This window comes from Mesorhizobium sp. CA13 (genome assembly GCF_020165235.1).
In the GTDB taxonomy this organism is placed as follows: Bacteria; Pseudomonadota; Alphaproteobacteria; order Rhizobiales; family Rhizobiaceae; genus Mesorhizobium.
Genome location: NZ_JAIUHS010000012.1, coordinates 1 through 20,011, shown reverse-complemented (window position 1 = coordinate 20,011; position 20,011 = coordinate 1). Strand labels below are relative to the sequence as shown.

At 64.8% G+C, this 20,011-nt stretch carries 17 protein-coding genes; 3 read left to right on the top strand and 14 right to left on the bottom strand.

The window, feature by feature from the left end; all coding sequences use genetic code 11:
• Position 1 precedes the first annotated feature (1 nt).
• From cobS to LB566_RS23520, 3 genes are read left to right on the top strand one after another with little or no spacing between them, the layout of a single operon-like run.
• Positions 2-778: an adenosylcobinamide-GDP ribazoletransferase gene (cobS, locus tag LB566_RS23530; RefSeq protein WP_140553597.1), complete on the top strand. Its 777-nt coding sequence runs from the start codon at positions 2-4 to the stop codon at positions 776-778.
• Positions 779-802: 24 nt separating this feature from the next.
• Positions 803-1,813 carry a nicotinate-nucleotide--dimethylbenzimidazole phosphoribosyltransferase gene (gene cobT, locus LB566_RS23525; RefSeq protein WP_224627708.1) on the top strand — a complete coding sequence of 337 codons (1,011 nt, stop codon included), beginning with the start codon at positions 803-805 and terminating at the stop codon, positions 1,811-1,813.
• Positions 1,814-1,852: 39 nt separating this feature from the next.
• Positions 1,853-2,116, top strand: coding sequence for a hypothetical protein (locus LB566_RS23520; RefSeq protein ID WP_224627698.1), 264 nt, complete (start codon positions 1,853-1,855; stop codon positions 2,114-2,116).
• Positions 2,117-2,361: 245 nt separating this feature from the next.
• Here the strand turns inward: LB566_RS23520 and LB566_RS23515 are convergent, their stop codons facing one another.
• From LB566_RS23515 to LB566_RS23450, 14 genes are all read right to left on the bottom strand, one after another.
• Positions 2,362-2,760, bottom strand: a complete 399-nt coding sequence (locus LB566_RS23515; protein WP_224627688.1) for a hypothetical protein — start codon at positions 2,758-2,760, stop codon at positions 2,362-2,364.
• A gap of 1 nt (position 2,761) precedes the next feature.
• Positions 2,762-2,953 carry a hypothetical protein gene (locus tag LB566_RS23510; RefSeq protein ID WP_224627686.1) on the bottom strand — a complete coding sequence of 64 codons (192 nt, stop codon included), beginning with the start codon at positions 2,951-2,953 and terminating at the stop codon, positions 2,762-2,764.
• Positions 2,941-3,171 carry an ABC transporter permease gene (locus LB566_RS23505; RefSeq protein ID WP_224627683.1) on the bottom strand — a complete coding sequence of 77 codons (231 nt, stop codon included), beginning with the start codon at positions 3,169-3,171 and terminating at the stop codon, positions 2,941-2,943. The genes LB566_RS23510 and LB566_RS23505 overlap by 13 nt, the downstream gene beginning before the upstream one ends.
• Position 3,172: 1 nt before the next feature.
• Positions 3,173-3,376 carry a hypothetical protein gene (locus LB566_RS23500; RefSeq protein ID WP_224627674.1) on the bottom strand — a complete coding sequence of 68 codons (204 nt, stop codon included), beginning with the start codon at positions 3,374-3,376 and terminating at the stop codon, positions 3,173-3,175.
• Complete coding sequence (locus tag LB566_RS23495; RefSeq protein WP_224627672.1) at positions 3,373-4,059, bottom strand: glycoside hydrolase family 108 protein; 687 nt, start codon at positions 4,057-4,059, stop codon at positions 3,373-3,375. Before LB566_RS23495 ends, LB566_RS23500 begins: the two co-directional genes overlap by 4 nt.
• 284 nt (positions 4,060-4,343) lie before the next feature.
• Positions 4,344-6,545, bottom strand: a complete 2,202-nt coding sequence (locus LB566_RS23490; protein ID WP_224627671.1) for an SGNH/GDSL hydrolase family protein — start codon at positions 6,543-6,545, stop codon at positions 4,344-4,346.
• Positions 6,546-6,602: 57 nt separating this feature from the next.
• On the bottom strand, positions 6,603-11,708 hold the full coding sequence (locus tag LB566_RS23485) for an LPD38 domain-containing protein (RefSeq protein WP_224627668.1): 5,106 nt from the start codon (positions 11,706-11,708) through the stop codon (positions 6,603-6,605).
• Positions 11,695-14,478: a lysozyme gene (locus LB566_RS23480; protein ID WP_224627666.1), complete on the bottom strand. Its 2,784-nt coding sequence runs from the start codon at positions 14,476-14,478 to the stop codon at positions 11,695-11,697. Before LB566_RS23480 ends, LB566_RS23485 begins: the two co-directional genes overlap by 14 nt.
• On the bottom strand, positions 14,478-15,068 hold the full coding sequence (locus LB566_RS23475; RefSeq protein WP_224627664.1) for a hypothetical protein: 591 nt from the start codon (positions 15,066-15,068) through the stop codon (positions 14,478-14,480). Before LB566_RS23475 ends, LB566_RS23480 begins: the two co-directional genes overlap by 1 nt.
• Before the next feature lie 12 nt (positions 15,069-15,080).
• Positions 15,081-17,126 (bottom strand): hypothetical protein, encoded by a 2,046-nt coding sequence (locus LB566_RS23470; RefSeq protein ID WP_224627662.1) that lies wholly within the window; start codon positions 17,124-17,126, stop codon positions 15,081-15,083.
• A gap of 1 nt (position 17,127) precedes the next feature.
• Entirely contained in the window at positions 17,128-17,745 is a 618-nt protein-coding gene (locus LB566_RS23465; RefSeq protein WP_224627660.1) for a hypothetical protein, read from the bottom strand.
• 75 nt (positions 17,746-17,820) lie between these two features.
• Positions 17,821-18,102 carry a hypothetical protein gene (locus tag LB566_RS23460; protein WP_224627658.1) on the bottom strand — a complete coding sequence of 94 codons (282 nt, stop codon included), beginning with the start codon at positions 18,100-18,102 and terminating at the stop codon, positions 17,821-17,823.
• A gap of 71 nt (positions 18,103-18,173) precedes the next feature.
• Positions 18,174-19,049, bottom strand: coding sequence for a phage capsid protein (locus LB566_RS23455; protein WP_224627656.1), 876 nt, complete (start codon positions 19,047-19,049; stop codon positions 18,174-18,176).
• A gap of 169 nt (positions 19,050-19,218) precedes the next feature.
• On the bottom strand, positions 19,219-20,011 hold a 793-nt coding region (locus tag LB566_RS23450), incomplete at its 5' end, for a hypothetical protein (protein ID WP_224627646.1).

Sequence of the window (20,011 nt, the reverse complement as noted above, 5' to 3'; positions counted from 1 at the left end):
CATGAAGTTCCCGAAGGTCACCCTTTCGCCCCGGCAAATCCCCAGCGATATTGCCCTCTGCCTAGTGTTCTTCACCAGGCTGCCCTTGCCCGTCATTGACTTTCGCGGCCGCAGCCTTGCCACCGCGATCTGGGCCGCCCCGGTCGCCGGCCTCGTCGTCGGCCTGATCGGCGCCATCGTCTTTGCCACGGCGGAACGGTTTGGCCTTGCCATGGGACCGGCGGCAGCCCTTGCCCTGGTTGCAACCGTGGTCACCACCGGCTGCCTGCACGAGGACGGCCTGTCCGATGTCGCCGACGGTTTTGGCGGCGGCAAGACGCGCGGCCGCAAGTTGGAGATCATGCGCGACAGCCGAATCGGCGCCTATGGCGCCATGGCACTGGCGCTGTCGCTGCTCATCCGCTGGAGCGCGCTCTCGGAATTCGTCGATCCCACACAAGCCCTCTTCGCGCTCCTGGCCGCCCATGCGGCGTCGCGCGGCGTATTCGGCGCTTTCATGCATCTCTTGCCCCCGGCGCGCGACGATGGCCTCTCGGCCGGCGCCGGCACCGTCTCGCGGGGAATCGCCATCGCCGGCGCCGTGCTCGGCGCCCTCCCACTCCTCCTGCTCGGGATCGGCGGCGCCATCGCGGCGCTTATCCTGCTTGGACTGCTGTTTGCCGCCTTCCACGCGCTTTGCCTCAACCAGATCAGCGGCCAGACCGGCGACACGATCGGCGCCTTGCAGCAGGTGAGCGAAATCGCGGTGCTGCTCGTCGCCACTGTCGCCCTTTCCTGACTCTGTCTCGGAGAACTTCTTTCCATGCCCTTCAAATCACTGCATGAATTGCGCGCCGCTTGCCTCGACCTGCCTGATGGCGATGACGCCGCCGCGAGCGCGGTCGGCCGCCGCCAGGACACGCTGACCAAGCCGCAAGGCAGCCTCGGCCGGCTCGAGACCATAGCCGCGTGGCTGGCGCGCTGGCAGCGCCGCGACATGCCCAGGCTCGACCGCGTGAAGGTGTTCGTCTTCGCCGGCAATCACGGCGTTACCGCGCAGGGCGTGTCGGCCTACCCTTCGGAAGTCACGGTACAGATGGTGGCGAATTTCGCCGGCGGCGGTGCGGCCATCAACCAGCTCGCCCGCATCGCCGGCGCCGAACTCGACGTCATTTCGCTCGATCTCGACCATCCGACCGGCGATTTCACGCAAACACCGGCGATGGACGACAAGGCGTTTCTTGCCGCCGTCTCGGCCGGCTACGATGCGGTGACCGACGATCTCGATCTCGTCTGCTTCGGCGAGATGGGCATCGGCAACACCACGCCGGCCGCCGCGATCTCGGCGGCGCTGTTCGGCGGCGGTGCGGAAAAATGGACCGGACGCGGCACCGGCATCGACGATGCCGGCCTGATGCGCAAGGTGGTTGCCATCGAATCGGGCCTGAAGCGCCATGCCGCCATTCTTGCCGACCCGCTGGGGGTTGCCGCGGCACTTGGCGGCCGCGAACTCGCCGCCATCTTCGGCGCAACGCTTGCCGCCCGTCATCTGGGCATACCGGTGCTGCTCGACGGTTTCGTCTGCACCGCCGCCGCGGCGCCTTTGGCAAAGCTGCATCCGGCCGGCCTGGCTCACACCGTCGCCGCCCACGTCTCCGCCGAGTCAGGTCATCGCGGCCTGCTCGAAGCCCTCGGCCTGCCGCCGCTGCTCGACCTCGGCATGCGGCTCGGCGAAGGTTCCGGCGCCTGCCTCGCCGTCAACATCGTCCGCTCGGCGCTGGAGTGCCATGCTGGCATGGCAAGCTTTGCCGAGGCGGGCGTGTCGGAGAAGTGACATCTTCCGGTTGTAGCGATTCTCGAATAGATCTGGTGGATGAAAAAGTTTCACCCGGTTGCCGCTGCTGTGACTATCGCCGTGCTGCTTGCTGGTGTGCTTCGGCACAGTGAATATTCAACTTATGGCCCGATCGACACCGCAATTCTCGTTGTTTTCCTGGTTTTCTTCTGGTGGCTCATCAGCGATTTCTCAGGCGGAAAGGCCGCCATTGATGCCGGCGACGGTCGGAGCGCTGACAACGGCATGGCTTTTCGGTTCGGCAGGTTTCTGAGCCGCGTTTTTCGGCGCGGCCAATCGTAGTCTTTGACCAAGCTGCAAAGTCCTACAACTCTCCTGGCCAAAGGCGGCCGGGCGGCGAAAGCAGCCAAACACTGATGAACGAGCGCGGCAATTGAACCGGCCTATTCAGGGTCTTTCCACCAAGTCTTTGAAGAATTTGGTGGGTGCGCACAGGATTGAACTGTGGACCCGCTGATTAAGAGAAGACAGGGCGCATAGTGAAATCAACCACTTAGGTTTTGGCCACGTGGGATTTCCGCGAAAAATCAGCGGGTTTTCCCAAAGCTTATCCGGTCTTCGGACAGCTTCTCCAGCCGCTCGCCGAGCTCGTCGATCGCCTTCACCAGGCGCGCCTCCATGTCGCGCAGCGCGGCATAGCCGGCGTAGTGCTTGGCGACGTCGAGCTTGAACTCGGCGAGCTCATGAGCGCTCTTGGAGCGCACATCCTCGATGCGATCCTGGATGATCTTCAAGCTGCCCTGCATGGCGGCGATCGCCATGTTCGTGGCGTTGTGCTGCGCCTCAAGCGCTTTCTCGTGGCGTGTGTTGGCCACCTCGAGCGCGGCGACGCGCCAGCGCAGCGTGATCCATGCGGCAATGCCGCCGGCGATCGCGAAGGCGATCGTCAGAAGATGCGAAAGATTGATGGTCCAGTCGATCTGCACGTCAGGGCTTCCATCCGCAAAGTTGCTGGCCCTTGCGATTGTGCGCCAGCAGCGCCCGGGCCTGGGCGTCGGTGAGCTGGTCGACGGCCGCGGCCGAGATCCGCTGCGGCGAGGAGACGGCGCAGAAATCGCCGGCGGCCGTGACGCAGCCCGAAAGCGCGCCGAGCAGCAGCAGCACGATCACTTTTCCCATGTCTTGAGCTCCTGGCGCACCTTGTCGGCCGGCAGGGCGCCGACATCGTTGTCGACCTGGTCGGCGATGTCGCGCGCTTTGGCCTCCGCTGCGGCCTGCGCCGCCTTCTGGTCGGCCTTGCCCTTGTACCAGGCGCGGACCAGGCCGAACACGGCGGCGAGGCCGATCATGATGTAAGGCCATAGCTTGGCGATCAGCGATAGCAAAAGCGCGCCCACGTCAGTGCTCCCAACCGAACCGGCGTGCGAGGTAATGCCAGCCTTCCACAGCCGCGCCGATCACGACGCCGGCGCCGGCCTCGATCGCCAGCTGGACATCAGGGTCAGCGGAGAACGACGCGGCGTCGTCGGCGCCGAGCAGACCGCGCGCCACCAGGACGCCAGCGGCGTAGCGCAGGGCGATGCGGATGATCAGGCCGGTCATACCTTCCTCCGGAAAATGATCGCTACGATCGCGTTGATGAGCCTCACCAGCCAGTTGGCAGATGCCGGCGCCTGGACGGGCACAGGCGGCCCTGGAGGCGAAGGCTGCGCCTTGGGCGCCGGCGCTGCGCCCGCGGGTGCTGGCGGTGGCTGGACGGGCGCGCTGGCGGGCAAGGACGTCATGAGAACGGCCTGCTTGCGCACGCCGGCCACGCGGCTGGACCAGCCCTTGCCGAAAGTCGGCCAGGTTGGCAGTCGTTGCAGGAAGCCCATGCGGGCGTCGCAGAGATCGTCGATGATAACGCTGGCCGGCTTGGCGCGCACGGCGGCAAGCGTCGCCGGTCCGATGCGACCGTCCTGGGTGACGCCGGCGACGCCCTGCAAGTATTTCGCTGCCCTGCCCGGGCCGCTGTTCACCGCGAAGTCGAACACGGCGTAATCGACGCCGGCCGGCAGCTCGGCGCCGACGACGGCGTCCCAATAGAAACGGCGGTAGACCGTCGCCACCTGGTCGTTTGAGATATTGCGCAGGTCGGCCTTGCTGGCGTCGGCCTTCACATAGCGGCGGAAGTTGGCGAGCGTCACGCCCTTCATGGTGGCGCCGCCCGGATCCGCCGGATTGTCCGACCAGCCGCCTTCGGATTTGAGCACCAGCGCCAGAGCGAGCGAGAAATTGCCATCCATGCCCGAAACCTCCTATGGTTGCGGGCAGGATAGCGGACCGCTAGTATCGTCAACTCGATCGGACAACCATACTGGGGGGGGGGCAAATAGACGGCCATGACCAAGCTCGAATATTTTGCCGTTGCCCTTGCCATCACTGTCTTGGTCGGGTGGAGCGGTCGGTATTTGAACGCCGGAAGGCACGTTGATGCCCTCTGTGGCAGCGACGCCCTCATAAGCATGAACGCCACTACAGCCCCGACAGGCGCGACCTTCGATGCGATGCTGGCCCAGTGCAGGGCTAGCTACGCCACCGCCAAGGCTGATACCCCGCAGTAAGATGTTCCGCCAATCGCCAACGGAGCCGCTGGATTAGCCGTAATAGTGCCAGCCGCGTTCCAAAGCGCCGGTACATTTCCGACACCTGGAAAGCTTATGATCACGGAAGTCTGCCGCCTTGGGTGGAGAGGCGTTGTGCAGAGAATGTCGCCTACGGCCACACTGCCGGACCCGACGAAATTGAACCCTCCCTCGATGGTAAGGAAACGCCCCATCTGCACTACACGGGCTGGCGAGCCAGCATCGAGAGCAAATTTCGCACCCGGAACGGGGTTCGAGTCCTTTGTGCCCACAATGAAGTCCGGGGACCAAGAAGCCGCGTTGCCGTAACGAACGCGACCGACTAGGCTTGCTGCTCCCCATTCCTCCTGTCGGACAACTCCGCTGGGCGCGCGTTCGGTTGTTTGAGCGCCCGGCTTTTCCAACCAATCTGACGTGCCAAGGGTAACGGTGCCTTCCGTCCCGAAGTGCCCAAAGTCCTGCGGCAACGACGCCTTAAGCGGAGCGTATCCGGTGTTGATCTCGCTGATCCAGCGGTAGGAGTTCCGTCGTATAGCCGCCATGATGCCGGGGTCAGCTATCGCTTTGGCAAGGCCGCCCCAAATCCAGGCATTGTAGTTGTTCCCCGGATGGACGCCGGCATCTGCGCGATACGGCGGCCCTGCACTCGCCAAACTGTCCAGCCAGAAGGCATCATCAGGATCACGTGCCTTGAAAGCAGAGTATGTGTCGTAGCGAGCGGCCTGATAGTCCAAGCACGCCTCTTTCTCGATCTCACAGATACTTTCCACCCATGCTTCGTCCCGATTGTGTATCCCGCCATCGGTGCCATAGCTGTCGGTGATGACATTCGGTGAGGCTAGGACAAGGGACATGTACGGGCCGTAATGAGCGCGAGCAGTGGCGAGCGCCGCACGCACACCGGTCCTGTATATCGATGCGTCGCGCAACGCCGCGTCATTGACGCCATACTTGATGACGACCATATCGACGGGGCCTTTGTACCCGAAGAAGAACGTGTCAGGGTCCCACGCGCCGTTGGGATGAATGGTGGCGTCGTAGAACCAGGGGTTTCCAGTCGGCTCCAGGGCCGGGTTGCTCACGCCGGACACCCAGCCGGTCTTATCGGTAAAGCCGAGACCCCCGATGATCGTGCCGCCCTTGCCGAAGTTCGACACATAAACAGCGGGCAAGCCGGCATCCAGAAGTTCTGCCCGCAATATGTCTTCCGGATAGAACGGATGCGTTATCCACGGTCCGCCCTCAACGGTGCTATCGCCGTGCAGCACAATGTGCAGTCGCCCTGCGGTTGACATGCGATAGTGCGCGTACCACAGCGCTTTATAATTCCAGATCCCGTTTTTCTCGACAACGCGCCGGTTCATTTTCTCGCCAGACGGAAGCCGCATCACGCCGTTGCCAGTAGAGCCAAGCGCCATCAGCTCCGAACGGGGCGTTTCAACCGCGTAGTCTCCGGCCGGAACATTGATCATCCCGTTCGGTGCTGCCAATGCGACGGCTTGCGCGACCCGGCTGTCGTTGTCGCCTTGAAATTGGGCGATGCTGACCGACGCGACCTTGTTGTCGCTGTAGGCCTTCACGCTCTGCTGCGCCGGAACTTTTGCCGGGCTGTTCGAGTGCATGTCGGCTTCGTTGAGGACCTGGACTAGGCCGAGAAGCTGCATCAGTTTGTTTTCAAGCGCGTCGCCGGTTTCGTTCCAACCGAGGAACATATCAGGAGAAGCTGGAGGCAGGTCGATGTTGGCGCCGTATGGCCCCTTGAGTGCCCGGCCTATTTCCCGCTCATGTTCCTGGGCGATGATCATCAGTCGGTCGAGATCCTCGTCGGTCGCGGTCGACTTGTAGCGCCCGCCCCGCACGATCGAGAGGACACGCTCGAGCACGGCGTTGCCGATCGGCATGTACTTTTCGCCGGCGACCGCCGGCACGGTCAGAGCGAAGCTGCCGCCGGCGGGCTCTCCGGCGCCGGCGACGATATAGTGCGTCGGCCGGGCCAGCGTCGTGACCGTGCCGTCGAGCGCCACTTTCAGGATGGCGATGTCGTCATCATCCTGGAAAGGAAAAGGGATCGAGAAGACGGTTTGCGCCGCTGCCGCCGTGTAGCTGCGCCAACGGGCATCCGGATTGACTGGAAAGACTGCGCTCATGGTTCGGGTCCCGATTGTGATCGGGCCGATCATGAGGCACCCGCAGTGCCGTCAACTTCACGGCACCAAAGCGGGTTTTTGCTTGCGCTTGATCTTCATGCCACCTTCGATCGGGTTGCCGGCCGCCTGCACCTGGCCGACCAGGTCGAGCACCGGCGCCCGGGATCCCTCATCGAGGACGCGTTGGCGCAGATCCGGCCATGCCTCTTTCACCGCATCGTAAGTCCAGACTTTCTTGGTGTGGAAAGCGTCCGCCAGCCGTTGCGTGAGCTCCGGAGAAACGGCCGCGAGCTCGCGATAGAAGCCGTCTTCCGGGATCTCCTGCCGCTGCGCCCAGCCGGGCACGCCCGTCAGCGCGAGAGCGTTCCGGGCCATCGCCATGCCGAGCGTCGACAGGATGTCGTCGGCCGCGGTGCGAGCGGCCGAGCCGACTTCGATCGGATTGCCCTCGGCATCGGTCAGTCGGTTCATCGCCAGATCGCGGCGGATGGCGCCGATCGCCTGGATTGCGCCGCGTGCCCGGATCAGCGGGTGCAGCCGGCGCGCCTTAGCCTCCATCGCCGAGACGCCCATATACGCCTTGGCTATATCGTCCTGTGAGGCGTAGTAGTCGGCGGCGCCGGCGGGATCTCCGCTGTCCGCCATCGCCTGCCAGCTCTTGGCCTTGCCCTCGAGCGTGCCTTCCCGCTCGCCGGCGGTCTGCCAGAACATGGTGACGGATTGCGAGCCCTTGGCGGAGTCCTTGATGAACCGCCGGGAGATCGGCGCATCGTCCCAGGCAAAACCCGGAGCGTCAGGCTGCGCGAGGTCATATAGGGAAAGCGCCGATCGGCCCCAGGAGCCCAGATGCGCCGTGATCAGGTGATCGGCGATGACAGGCGAAATGTTGAAAGCACTGCCAAGCTCTTTCGACAGTTCGGACGTCCGCGCAGTATACTGGAGGAAAGGCTCGAGGCCTTGCAGCTGCTCGGGCACGATCGGCGCGCCGGTAAAGAAATCGGTGTTGGTCTTGATCTCGAAATATGAGGTGATGGCTGGATTGCCTTCGAGGATCGACGGCGGCGCCAGCGTGTAGAACAGGCTGTCCAGCCAGCGGCCGCCGGCGGCCGGGTCTTTCTGCACCATTGCGTCATAGGACGCTTCAGCGAGGTTGATGACGGTCGCGAGCTCGAACGGCTTGGGCACCGCGACCCAACGGCCGCCGGCCTTAATCATCCAGTGCGTCGCCTTGGTCTGCGCCGAGATCTCGTCATGGTCCTCATTGCGGCTTTGCAGCGCGTAGAGTGACATCGAGCCGACCGTCAGCGCTGCCAGATAGGCCCAGCTCTTGGCGGCCGCGCCGAGCGCGCGCGTGTCTTCCGGCGACAGCGTCTGGCCGAGCATCTTCTTGGCGATCGGCGCGATCATGTGGCGCGTCACCTTGTCGGTTCCCTGTAGCGCGACGTTGAAGAACGGGATCACGCGGGCGAGCGCGGCCATACCGGATCCGCGCCGGTCGAAATCGAGATAGTCGCGGGCGCGCCAGCTCGCCTCGAGCGCCGCCTCCATGTCGTCGAGGCCGCGGGCTTTCGCCTCCTGGGCGAAAGTGCGGAACAGGCCGAGACGCGTCGCCGTTTCGGAAACCTCCGCGACCGACAGGATGCCATGCCAGGACGTCAGGCGGTTTGCCAGCCATCCCTTGCGGCGCAGGCCTGCGAGATCCCGCTCCGCCATCACCTTGGACAGCGAAGCCGTCTCTTGGCCGCCGGAGAGGCCGCCAACGCGCGAATAGAGCCGCGCCGTCTCCGAGCCAAGCAGATCGTCCGCCGCCCCCTGTAGCGAGCGCCCCAGCCGGCGCAGCGGCTTGCCGTAAAGGATGGCGGCCATGGCCTGGTCACGGACGAAATTCGCACCGACGAACTCGAATGCCGTCGTGATGCCCATGCGCAGGATCCGCGCCGGCACCGCCACCAGCTCGAGCCAGAAATTGCGCTCATGTTGCGACATGGCCGCCAGCGTGCCGTACATCGCCTTGCCGAACTTGCCGTCCGCCAGGCGTAGCGCCTGCAATTTGCCGCCGTCGCGGAAGAAAACGATAGGCTCGCCCTTGTCGTTAATGATCGCCGGCCGGAAGATCGCCGCCTTCTCGTCGCCGATCGCGCTCTCGACACTGTCGCGCAACATCATGATGTCGGGCTTGGCCAGGCCGGCATTGCGCGCGGCCGTCTCGACCGCCTCGAGCGGATCGACCATAGCCGCCTTCATTTCCTTGGCTGGGATCCGCTCGGCGATCGCGCCGGCGCCCTGGCCTGCCGTCAGTGCCAGGCGATCGAGCGCCTTGACGACGTCGTTGCGCGCGATCGCCATGGCCGTTTCGTAGGCGTCGGCGGCCATGCTCTCGAGCGGATTGATCACGTCGCGCTTGGAGCCCCGGAAACGGCTGGCAAAGCCGCCCTTCGCGGTCTTGCCGCGCGAGCCGCCGGCCGGCACCTTGGCGTCGGCGTCCGACGAGAAGTCACGCAGGCCGGGCACATAGTCGACGATCTTCAAGCCGTCTTCATACGTCACCTGGTCGATCAGACCGGCGTCGAATTTCTTCTTCCAAAGCGCACGGCCGAATTCGTGCACCTTGTCGGCCGCACTGACGAATTGCGGGTTTGCCTTGGCGAGCTCGGCGACGTTCTGCTTGTGGTCGCCATGCGTCAGCTTGTCCGGTGGGTTCGGGATCTCGCCGGCGCGAAACCGCTCCCATTCGCCAAGCGCACGGCGCGACCAGAGATAGGAGCCGAAGTCGCGGATCTTCACCGGGTCCCAGCCGGACAGCGCATTCGGCTTGCCGGTCGCCTCGACGATCGCGTCGCGCAGGCTCGGGCTTTCCGGATTGATCCCACGGTAAGGCGCCACCCCATACATTACGTCCATGTGCCCGGCCGAGTAGGCGCCGCGCGACATGCGCGCCAGCTTATAGGCGTCGCTTGAGACGTTGATGTCCAGCGGCTTGCCCTTGTTGGCAACGTGCACCGCCTGCAACTCTTTCACCGCCCTGGCCAGCGGATTGAGATCGTCGAAGGTGAATGTGTAGATCCGCTGCAACACGTCGTGGATGCTGCCGGCGATGCCGTATTTTTTCAGGTCGGCACTGGTCTTGCCGACCCAGCCTTTGCGCTTGGCGGAAACGATGGTGGAGGCGACGGCCGCCGTCGACGGCGCCGACAGGAAATCCGACCAGGCTTTCGAGGCATCGGCGATCGCGGCCGAGATCTCCGGATGCTTGGCGAGCTCGGCTTCAAACGCCCTGGCAAATTTCGGCGCTTCCTTCTGCGCATAAGGCCGGTTGGTCAGCCACAGGCGAAAGAACTCGGCAAAGCCCTCCGTGTCGCGGCCGGAAACGGGATCGTAGTCCAGCTTGCGCAACTCGGCCGAGTGCGCCTTCATCAGCGCGGTCATGCCAGGCACGCGCTTTTCGACCGAATGCCCGTATTCGTGGGTCAGCACGTCGAAATCATCGAGCGATTTCACACGCACGACACCGCTCGGCGATTTGAACACGCCGAGCACCTTGCCGCCCTTTGCCCTTGGCAATCGCCCCTGCCTGGTCGCGGCGATGTCCAGCGCGGCCGCCAATGTCTCGGCCGTCTCGCGAACGCGGGCGATGTTGTTGACCGCCTTCGATGTCGCGGCCGAGCCGCCGGCCGGCCGTTGCATCTGCCCGCGCAGCGCGCCGGTCTGCACCGGCGTCGCCATGAAGGAATTGACCGCCTGCGCGTCTGCCTGGGTGGTCGCAATCCGATCCTTTGCAGACAATACCGGGCTTGACTTTGCCGCCGCGAGGTCGTCCGGCGCGACATAGGACAGTGCTTCCGCCAGATGAATGCGGCCGATCGTTTTGGCGCCGTCGCTCGCTGCAATAGAACCGGCAATCTTCTTGGCGCGGTCGATCACGCCTTGGTCGAAATATCGCAATGCGTCCTTGGCCAACGCATCCGCCGCCGGTTCGGTGGCCGTTACAGCGGGTGCATTTGCCCGTCCCTGTTCAACGCGCTTCAGGATCGCGGCGGAGGGCTCACGACTGCCACCGCCATATTTGGCCGCCTCCTCCGGACCGTCCAGCTTGATCCTTATATCGCCGTCCGGCCTTATCGTTGCGGGGTCACCACCGGCGCTGCGGAAGGCAGCGGTCAGAGCGTCGGTCAAATCCTTCGGACCATCCAGTGTGACGGTGTGGCCGCCGATCGCCGCCATTTCAAGCGCACGCTTGGCAGACTCCTGGCCAGGGATCGAAGCCATATCATCAGCGGCCGGTGCAACATCGGTCGACGCCGGTGGCTCGACCTCCCGCGCCTCGCTAGCGCGGGCAGAAAGATCATCGCCCAGCGTCACCGCTTCCGGGCTTTCAGAAGGCGGCGGTGCGGCCTGCGCCTTTGCTTTCTTTCTCTTTGGCGCCGCCGCCACTTCCGGCTTTTTAGGAACAGGCGCCGCCGATGCCTGCGCCTCCGCTCCGGTCACGATCTTGCCCGGTTCGGCCGCTGGCGCCGGCGCATCGTCGAGCTGATCAAAGACATTGGCGAAAGACCCGTTGATCGCCTTCTGATCCTTGGCCGCATCGAACAGTTGGCTTACGGCCTTGCCGCTCGATCGGACTTCTACACCACGCGCAACGGCACCACCGCCGCCGCCGGCGACGCCGCCGAGCAGAACGCCGGTGAAATACTGCCAGGGGTCAAACCCCTGGCGATTGCCGCCGAGATTTTCGACGCCCTGGATAGCGGCGTCGGCGACGGCATTGGTGGCCGCGCCGTCGACGGCGCCGGCGAAGATCTTCGCCCAGAGCCCGGTGACGGCAGCCTTGGTGCCGACCAGCACCTTTTCACCCAGACCGATCGGGATGAAATTTTCCGGGCTCGCGGCCGTGCCGGCGACTTGGCCCGCCAGCGCCGTTGTCCCCTCGAGAAAGCCCTGCCAGGTCGGGAACGTCTCGAACTTGGCATCGAAGCGCCGGCGGTCCTCGCGGTTGCGTTCTGTCTGCGCATCGTTGATCGCGCCCAACACCGTGTTATAGCGCTGGCCGGCCTCGAAATTCAGTTGGAACCGTTCGGCGTAGCCTGGCGGCACACCAGGCTGCAGCAAGGCGGCCGGCCCCTCGTCGGTGCTGTCCAGCGCGTCGAAGGGATTAACGTCGGCCATTCGGAATAAACCCTTCGCTGCCATCCGGGGCTGTCGTCGCCGTGCCGCCGGGAACCGGTCGTGCCAGGCCGGGATCCCGACTGCCGAGCACCTTGCGGGCGGCGCCCGGGCCGAACTTCTGGTCGAACTGCGGCGCCAGCTCCGGATTGGCGAGCAACATCTGCTGTTGCTTGAAATTCGGCATCGGCGTGGCGTCCGTCGCCTTGGGGGTGCCGGCCTGGTCGGCGGCGGCCGTTTCGGTCATGACGCCGCCGGCGCGCCGATCGCCAGCCGTAGGCACGCCGCCGCGGTTGAGCCGCGCGAACAGGCCGGCGCCATAGCCGGCCATTTCCTTGTCGATGCCCTGCACTTGCAGGATCTGTTTCAACACCGCGTCGGCATGCGGCCCATACGTCGCCTGCACCTGGTCCACGAGCTGGCCCATGGCTTGCGCCTGCTTGCCGGGATCCGGCTGCGCCGATACCGCCCGCGCCAGGGCGCGTGCTTCCTGGTTGGTAAGCGGCGACTGGCCGAGCTCGGCAATGCCGAGTGCCGTTTGCGCGTGCAGGCGAGCCGAAACGAGCGCCTGCATGCTGTCGGGATCTTGCGGATTGGCCTGCGCGGCCATGTCCTTGACGTCCGGAAAGGCAGCTTCCACGGCTGCGGCGGGATCGTCCGCACGAGCCTTGATGACGGCCTGCGCCTTTTTGGTCGCGGCATCGAATACCTTGGCATCGCCGACATAGCCCGGCGTGCCTGCCTTCGGCGTCAAGGCGGCGAGGCGATCGGTGATTTCCGCAGGCGTTGCCGTCTCGAGACCCGACGTCGCTTGCCACGTGCGCTCGGCCTGCGCCCGGTCGGCGCGCCATGCGTCGAGCTTTTCCGGACCGAGCATCGTCGCGACCTTGTCGACCGACAGGCCGCTATCCTTCGGATCGAGCCCCTTGCCGGTTGCGGCAACGCTGGCGATGTCATCCTTGACCAGGTCTTCGGTGCGCGCGGCCTCGACCTTCTGCGCCGCCGTCTTGCGGTTGATCTCGGCGCGCGCGTCGTTCCACAGCGTCGACGACAGGCTTTTGACCGTGTCGTAAGGCAGCTTGGCCAGCGGCCCCTTGCCGGCCGTCCACTCGTCGAGCAGACCGGTGGCGAACTGTTCCTTTTTTTCGGGCGTGTCGAGCGCCTGATAAACACCCTGGACGCGGCCGGTTGCAGCCGTTTCCGCCAGGTCCGCCTTGGCCTTGGCCGCCTGCAACGGCGTCAACGTGCCATTCGCCAGAGCGCCCTCGATCGAGCGGCCGCCGCGCTCGAGCTCGCGCTGCATGATCGCGTCGCCTCGCGGGTTGGCGCCCAGCGCGATGGCCTGGCGCTCGATGCCTTGCCGCTGCGCCGCGATGCCCTCGAAGGCTGCGGCCTGTTCGGTCTCGCGCATCTTTGCCGCCGCCTTGCTCTGCGCGTCGAGCATGAACGCCTGGCTGCGCTCGGCGAAGCGCTTGTCGAAGGCTTCCGCCAGTTGCGGATCCGCAAGGTTGGTGTCCTTGGCGAACTCGGAATGCACTTTGCCAAGCGCGTCGGCGAGCCCTTGCGGGTTGTCCGGGTTGGCCTCGTAGGCCGCCTGCATCTGGGTTTCGAGCCCGGTCTGCATGCGCCAGCCATAGGCGCTCGAGGCGGACCGGTTGTAGGCTTCGCCATAGACCGTGTCGCCGCGCTGCAATGCCAGCGGCGTCGTCGGCAGGACGGGCACGATCGGACGGCTTCCGGACTGCGCGCCACCATAGTAGGCGGCCTGGCTTTCGTGCAGGTTCTTCGCGTAAGCGGTGGCGCTCTTGGCGCTATCGAAGATGCCCAGATGCTGGCCGGTGCGATGGTAAAGCTTGATCGCGTCGTCGTCGCTCAACAGCTTGCCATCGGGCGAGACGGTCGGGATCAGGATCTCCTTGCCGTCCTCTTCGAACGATATCGATCGGACGGTGCTGATCGAACCATCTTCATTCTTGACGACCGGCCGGTTGCCCAGATCGATGTTGCCGGCCTGGACCAGACCCTTGGGCGGTTCCGCCGGCGCAGGTCCGGCCGCCGCCGGTGCCGCTTGAGCGCCGCGAATGATGGACGCCTCGCGCTGCCGGCGGTCTTTGTTGGCCGAAAGGCCAGCTACCGCGTTCGCGATTGCGTTGACGTCGCCCGAGCGCACTGCGCCTGCAACTGGTTTCGGCAGGGATCCGTAATTGTACGCCACCGACAGCAAAGCTGATTTTGCGGGATCCGGAAGCTTGTCGAACGCGCCGCCGGTCTGTTGGCTAGCAGTCGAGGCAAATTCCCCGAGACGCCTGGTAAGATCGCGTTCGGCATCCTCGCGCGTGATCTTCATGCCTTTCACGACTTTTTTGACGCTCCCGTCAGGGAGGGTCACCGTGTCGGAGCCGTAGCCGACACGGAACGCATTGACGTCCCAATAGGGCGTGTCGCGAAAGCCTTCCTCTTTGCGTAGCACTGCCGCCGCTGACGACGGCGACGGCGATCCGGAGGCCTTGCCCGCAGCGGCCGACTGCGAGGCTTGCATTTGCAGATAGGCAGCGCCAGACGAGGCGCCGGCGGCAAGACCGGCGAGCGCGCCCTCGCGCGACGCCGCATCGTCAGCCATCTTGCCCAGGCGATCGGAAAGCTTGCCGGCGACCGAGCTCAACGCGCGCCAGGCGTCACCCGTGTCGACGGCATAGGACGGCGCGTCGCCGATCTTTGCATACTGGTCGAAGCGGCGGAGCTCGCCTGGATCGCGCGACTGCCGGTTTGCCATCAGGACGCAATCCTCATTCCCGCCCATGGATCCGAGCTCGCAGGGCTGGCACCGCCGCGCTGCCCGATGTCAATCTGGGTGTTCAACAGCCCGCCGGCGGCGCCGAGCAGCGCCCCGCCGACCGTCGAGCTCGCCCGCCGCCGGTAGCCTTGCGCGCGCATCTTCGCCAATGCAGCGCGGAAGTCGCTGTCTCGCCGGTCGATCGTCAACTCGTCGGCCGCGCGCTTGCTCGCGGTCTGGCGGGCGTCCTGGGCGATGCCGCCGGTGATATCGATGCCCGCCGACGCGAACGTCACGTCGTTGTCGCCGAGAACCTGGAGCAGCGTGCGTTTCATCTGCGTCTGCCGCTGCGTGTCCTGGACCTTGTCCTGCCCCGCTTGCAGCTCGACGGCATTGGCCTGGTCCTTGTCCGCTTGCGCGCTGGCAAAGCCGGCGCCGAGCGTTCCGATGGCCGACAGCACCGAGACCAGCGTTTGCGCGCCACTAAGGCCGGCCGCCGTCGCGCCCGTGGTGCCAGCGGCGCCGGCGGCCGTGGCGGCCGCCGAACCGCCGCCGAAGATCGAGGCTATTGCCGCAAATGCCGCTTGCATGTCTGGGCCTCCCTAGAGTGCCGCTTCGATGGTGATCGACCGAACGGTCATGCGACCAGGCCGAGTTTGCGTAACAGTGACATACGGATCGTCGTGGTAACCGGTCAGCCCGCGCAATTTGAGATCTCCGGTGAACGGTGCCTGCAACTCGGGCAGGTCAGCGACCGCCCCGTAGCGGAGCAGATCGATGTCAACCGGCGCCTTGCCGTTGACGCCGATCGCGATCGACGTCGTATCGAGCACCGACAGGATGACGGAATGGATCCGCGCCCGTCGCTTCAGGACGATGTTTGGCCCGACTGTGCGCGGCAGCGGCAGCGTCTGCACCACGGGCGGCGCCCAGGTTCCCACTGTGACCGCCATGACGCCCACCGGAAGCGTGATCGCGCCGGCTGCGACATGGAAAGGCCCGAACACGTCGTCGTCGCCGATCGCCCAGACGTCGCGGCCGTTGAAACGCGCCAGGCCGGCTATCGTCTTTGTCGGCACGCCGTAGGCAAACGAGATCGCCGCATCGAGCAGCAAGCCATTTTCGAAGCGCTCGAGGCGGCGCGCATCCGGCCGGTCCACCAGCCAGCTCATTTCGTTGCGGCCGTTGACCGAGACCGCGATCGGCGTGCCGGCCGTCGTCATGCGCGTAAAGGCGGTGACTTCCTGCTCGCGCAAAATCGTCACCAGACGGGCGGCGCCATTGTCCTGGATCATCGCCAGCAAATTGCCGCTGGTAGAGTTGGTGGCTCGGCGCACCGCCTGGTCCTTGACGTGACTGACCAGATGCGGTGCCAGCAACGAAATGTCGGTGGCGACGAAGTTGCCCTCGACGTCGGTGTAGCGGTTCTCGCCGAGCACATCGCCGTCAGAATGCAGGAACAGGGCGGCGCCCTCATTCTCGGCGATCGGCACGCCACGCCGGGCACCGTGCCGTGACGACTGGACATGGTTCGGCGCTGTGGTTTTCGAGAGCGCGCGCTCCGCCAGCCAATATTCGGCCTGGGTCGTGAAGATCAGCAGGTTGCGGTTCGGCACGATCCGCTCGATGCGCTCGCCTCCCGAGACGTCCATCGGGACCAGCGTCGGTCCATTTGCCTCCGCGAAGCGCTTGTCATAGTTGAAATAGTCGCCGACCTTGGAAAACATCCATGCGTTCGGCAGGGACTTGAAGCCGCCGATCAGCAAACGCTGGCTGTAGAACGCGCCGCAATGCGGCCAGCCCTTCGTGGCCGATATCAGATCCTCGCCGGGTTCGACGCCAGGCGTGACCTTGAACGCCAGCACGGCCGCGTCAGCCTTGTTGATCACTCGCCCGCTCACCGCCCAGCCGTCGCCTTCATTGCCGGCGCCGTCGAAGGTGATCTTGACTTTGCTTCCTGTGGCATCGCCGCTGGAGGAAACAACAGTTATGCCGGGGGCGACATTGGGAAGGTCAAGCACGGCATCCTGGACGCGCGCCGCCATCAGCAACATGTCGTCGGTATAGTCGATCGAAAGCGTGTCCTGGTTGGAGACGGTCAGCACGAAGAAGGACGTGGTGCCGTTGAGACCCGCAAACTCGATCTCCCACACGGCGGACACGCCATTGGTGTAGACGCCGCCATAATCATAGGTCGGGATGCCGACGAACGGCACGTCATCGATCTCCCAATTGTTCGGGGCCAGGATCTTGATCCGCTGCGGTTTCAAGTCGGTGTGGAACAGCAGCATGGTGTCGAGCTGCTGCGCCACCGTGAAGGTTGCCAGCATTTCGGTGGCAAGTCCGGTGACGAGGGTGTCGAGCTCGGCCGTCTCGCCCCAAATCGCGCAGCCCAGCGGCTTGAACACAAGGTCGTAGGAGGACCCGTCCGATGCGTCGAACGGAAACAGCCGGGAGGCCGCGGCATCCACTGCGCCGACGTCGCGCATGCCGTCCCGGTTTTTGAACCCGCCCTGGGGGATCACCTGGACGTTTTCCATCCACCGCGAACCGGTGGCGAAGTACTTCAGCTCCCAGCGGTCGTGAAGCGAGGGATCGAGCTCGCCGGCGGTTGTCGCCGATTGCATCCTGCCCGGGCGCGCGACCATGTCAGCTCTTCCAAGCGCGTTCGAAGGGATTGTTCGACCAGTCAGGTTTGCGCGGCGGCGTGGCCTGGGCGTCCTCATTGATCGCCGCGCGCATCTGGCCGCCACGGAAATTCTCGATGGGGCTGCCATAGGCAACCTGTGTCAAGCTTTCCATGGTCGCCCGATCGAACGCCAGCGAGAAAGCGAGCCGCCCGGCGACAGCGCTGATCGTGCAGGATTTGAACGTGGCGCTCCAAAGATGCGGCGCAGGGATGATCTTGATCATCGCGAACAGCGGTTCGCAGCTTGCGTGCACCGTGGCGTCGACCAGGCTGTAGCGGTTGAAGCGCCGGTCGGGACTGGTGATGTCATCGGTGACGTAAATCGGCGGCCCGATGCGCTCGGGCGGCAGATCGAAAACATAGGTCCAGCCGGACAACGGCACAGCGTCGCTGACGCGGGAAAGCTGGCGCAGCGACCGGCAGAACGAAAACTGGTAGACGCCGCAGTTGAAGCCGACGACGTCCTCATAGATCGAAATCGCCGCACCGCCGGCCTCGCCGTCGAAGGCCTCGAGCGGATCCTCGCCAATGACAGCGCAGGCGGCGTTGACGATATCGAGAGGCTGAAGCAACGACATATTCGGCTCCTCACATTGGCAAAAACCAGCCCCGGCGACGTGACGCGCCGGAGCTGGCGACGAAGCGCAAAAGCGTCAGGCGACGTTCTGCGCCGCGATCGTCACGACCGTGCCGTCGTTTGCGGTGACGAGGTAGTTGCGCAGCATCGGCGCGCCGTCATTGTCGAGCGACATCATGATGATATCGCCTTTCTTCAGCCGGGCAGCGAGGCTGTTGAAATAGCCCACCGTGATAACGGCGGCCGTGTCGTCGTTGGTGACATAGGCGTGCAGGCAGACATTGGTGCCGGCAGCGCCGTTCACATCGGGCGTGCCGATATGAGTGAGCGTCTTGAAGCCTTTGGCGTTGAAAGCCATGGTTCGGATCTCCGGTTGCGGTTGAGGAAAAACCGCCCGGCGGACTCTCCGCCGGGCGTAGGCCGGTCAAATCAGACGATGGCGATCGCGCTGTTCGAGCTGGTGGTGAAGCACTTGATGCCCTTGCCTTCCTGCATCGTCGTGGCGCAGCCCTTGGCCTGCATGTTGATGGTCCACCAGTCTTCGTAGTTGTCCCACTGCGGGATGACGCGAAGATCGGTATGGTTGCCCCAGCCGAGCGCCGATTTGTGCCAGATCATCAGATCCTGCTTGTTGGCCGCCGGCACGCGATAGAAGTCGCCGGGATCTTCCTCGACCTGGAGGAACCAGTTGACGCCATTCCAGAAGCGGGTGTCGGTCGCCTCCGTGAACGGCAGGTTTTTCACATGGTCGGCAGAGTTGACGACCTTGTTGGCAAGGAGCTGGTTCCACTGCAGCGAAGGCAGGCCGCAATAGACCTGGCCGTCCCACGGCACCTTGTCGTTTTGCAGCGCCGAGCACAGCAGCAGGGCATTGGCGGCGGAGAAAGCGCCGGCCGAGAAGTCCAAGCCAGCGTCAGCCGCGGGCTTGGCCGCCTTCATGACGGCGTAGACCTCGATGTCGGTGGCGCGGCCGAGCGCCATGGCGCCGGACTGGTAGACGATTTCCTTTTCGTCCACCGACATGCGGTCGAGGTTGTATTCCTCGACGGTATCGAAGGCGACCCAGGTGGCGAGTGGAACCTCGAATTTCTTGCGATCCGCGCCGCCGGGAACGTTGCGTTGGTTGGCGGCAGTCTTTTTGCGCGCCACCGTTTTGCCGGCGAGCCAGAAGACGGCCTTTTCGGCGCCTTCGATGCGGGTCGCGGCCGTCACCATGGGGCGAAGCCGGTTGCCCTTGTTCTGATAGATGTGCATGGCCCGGTTCGCGTACTGGGTCGGGAACCAGGTAGGTGCATTCACGGTCATGTTGGAACTCCGATGTTAAAGGGAAACACCGGGGTGGAGAGGCCGCGAACGCGCCGGCAGGTCCGCCTTGATCATCGCAAGGGAGGCGGAGAGGCCACCGGCGGCGCAGGTCCGCCCGAAAGTGCAGGAGAAGCCTAATCGGGCGGCGATGCGGTCAACTCGTCGCCAATTACCAGGCCGTCTTGTTGGCCGGCGCGAGGCGCTGATAGGCCTCGTCGTACTTCTTGCGCAGATCCTCGTCGAAGCGCTTCGCCGGATCCGTGTGGTTGCGGTTGGCCGGGTCGATGCGCGGGTCGTTGTCGAGTTTCTTCAGGTCCTCGGTCGTTAGCGCGCCGGCGGCGTTGCCGTCGCCACCGATGCGAATGCCGTTTTCCGCAAGGCGGCCCGACAGCGCGCGCAGCAGCACGTTGCCCTCCGCCGTGTCGGTCAGGCCGAGCAGTGCCGCCTCGACCTTTGGCTTGAGCTTTTCCGGGACATCCTTCAACTGGGTCAAGAGCCCCTTGGCGAAGGCGTCGGTTTCGGTCAGCGCCTTGGTGGCACCGGCCGCATCGAGGCCGAGCTCGCTCGCGAAAGTCTTCAGCTCGACCTTCGGATCGAATACCTCGCCGAGCAGCCCCTTTTCCGCCAGCGGCCCATACAGGTCCTCGATGACGCCGGCGAAAGCCTGCGCCGGTATGCCGTGCTTGTGGAAGGCCTGCCGCGCCTGGTCGAAAACCGGATTGGCCTTCAAGTCGCCGAAATAGGGCTTCAGCTTGTCGCTCGGCTCATAGACGTAGCCGTCCGGCTTTTCCGGTGCCTTCGGCATGGTGGCCAGCTTTTCGCGCAGCCCGCCGAAACGGGTGTTGACGTCGTTGTACCCGCCCAGCAGCTTGCCCAGCACCTCGTCAGCCGTCGCGCCCTTGAATTCGTCCGGCAAGCCCGCCGGCGGCGTCCAGGCTCCGCCACCGCCACCACCACCACCG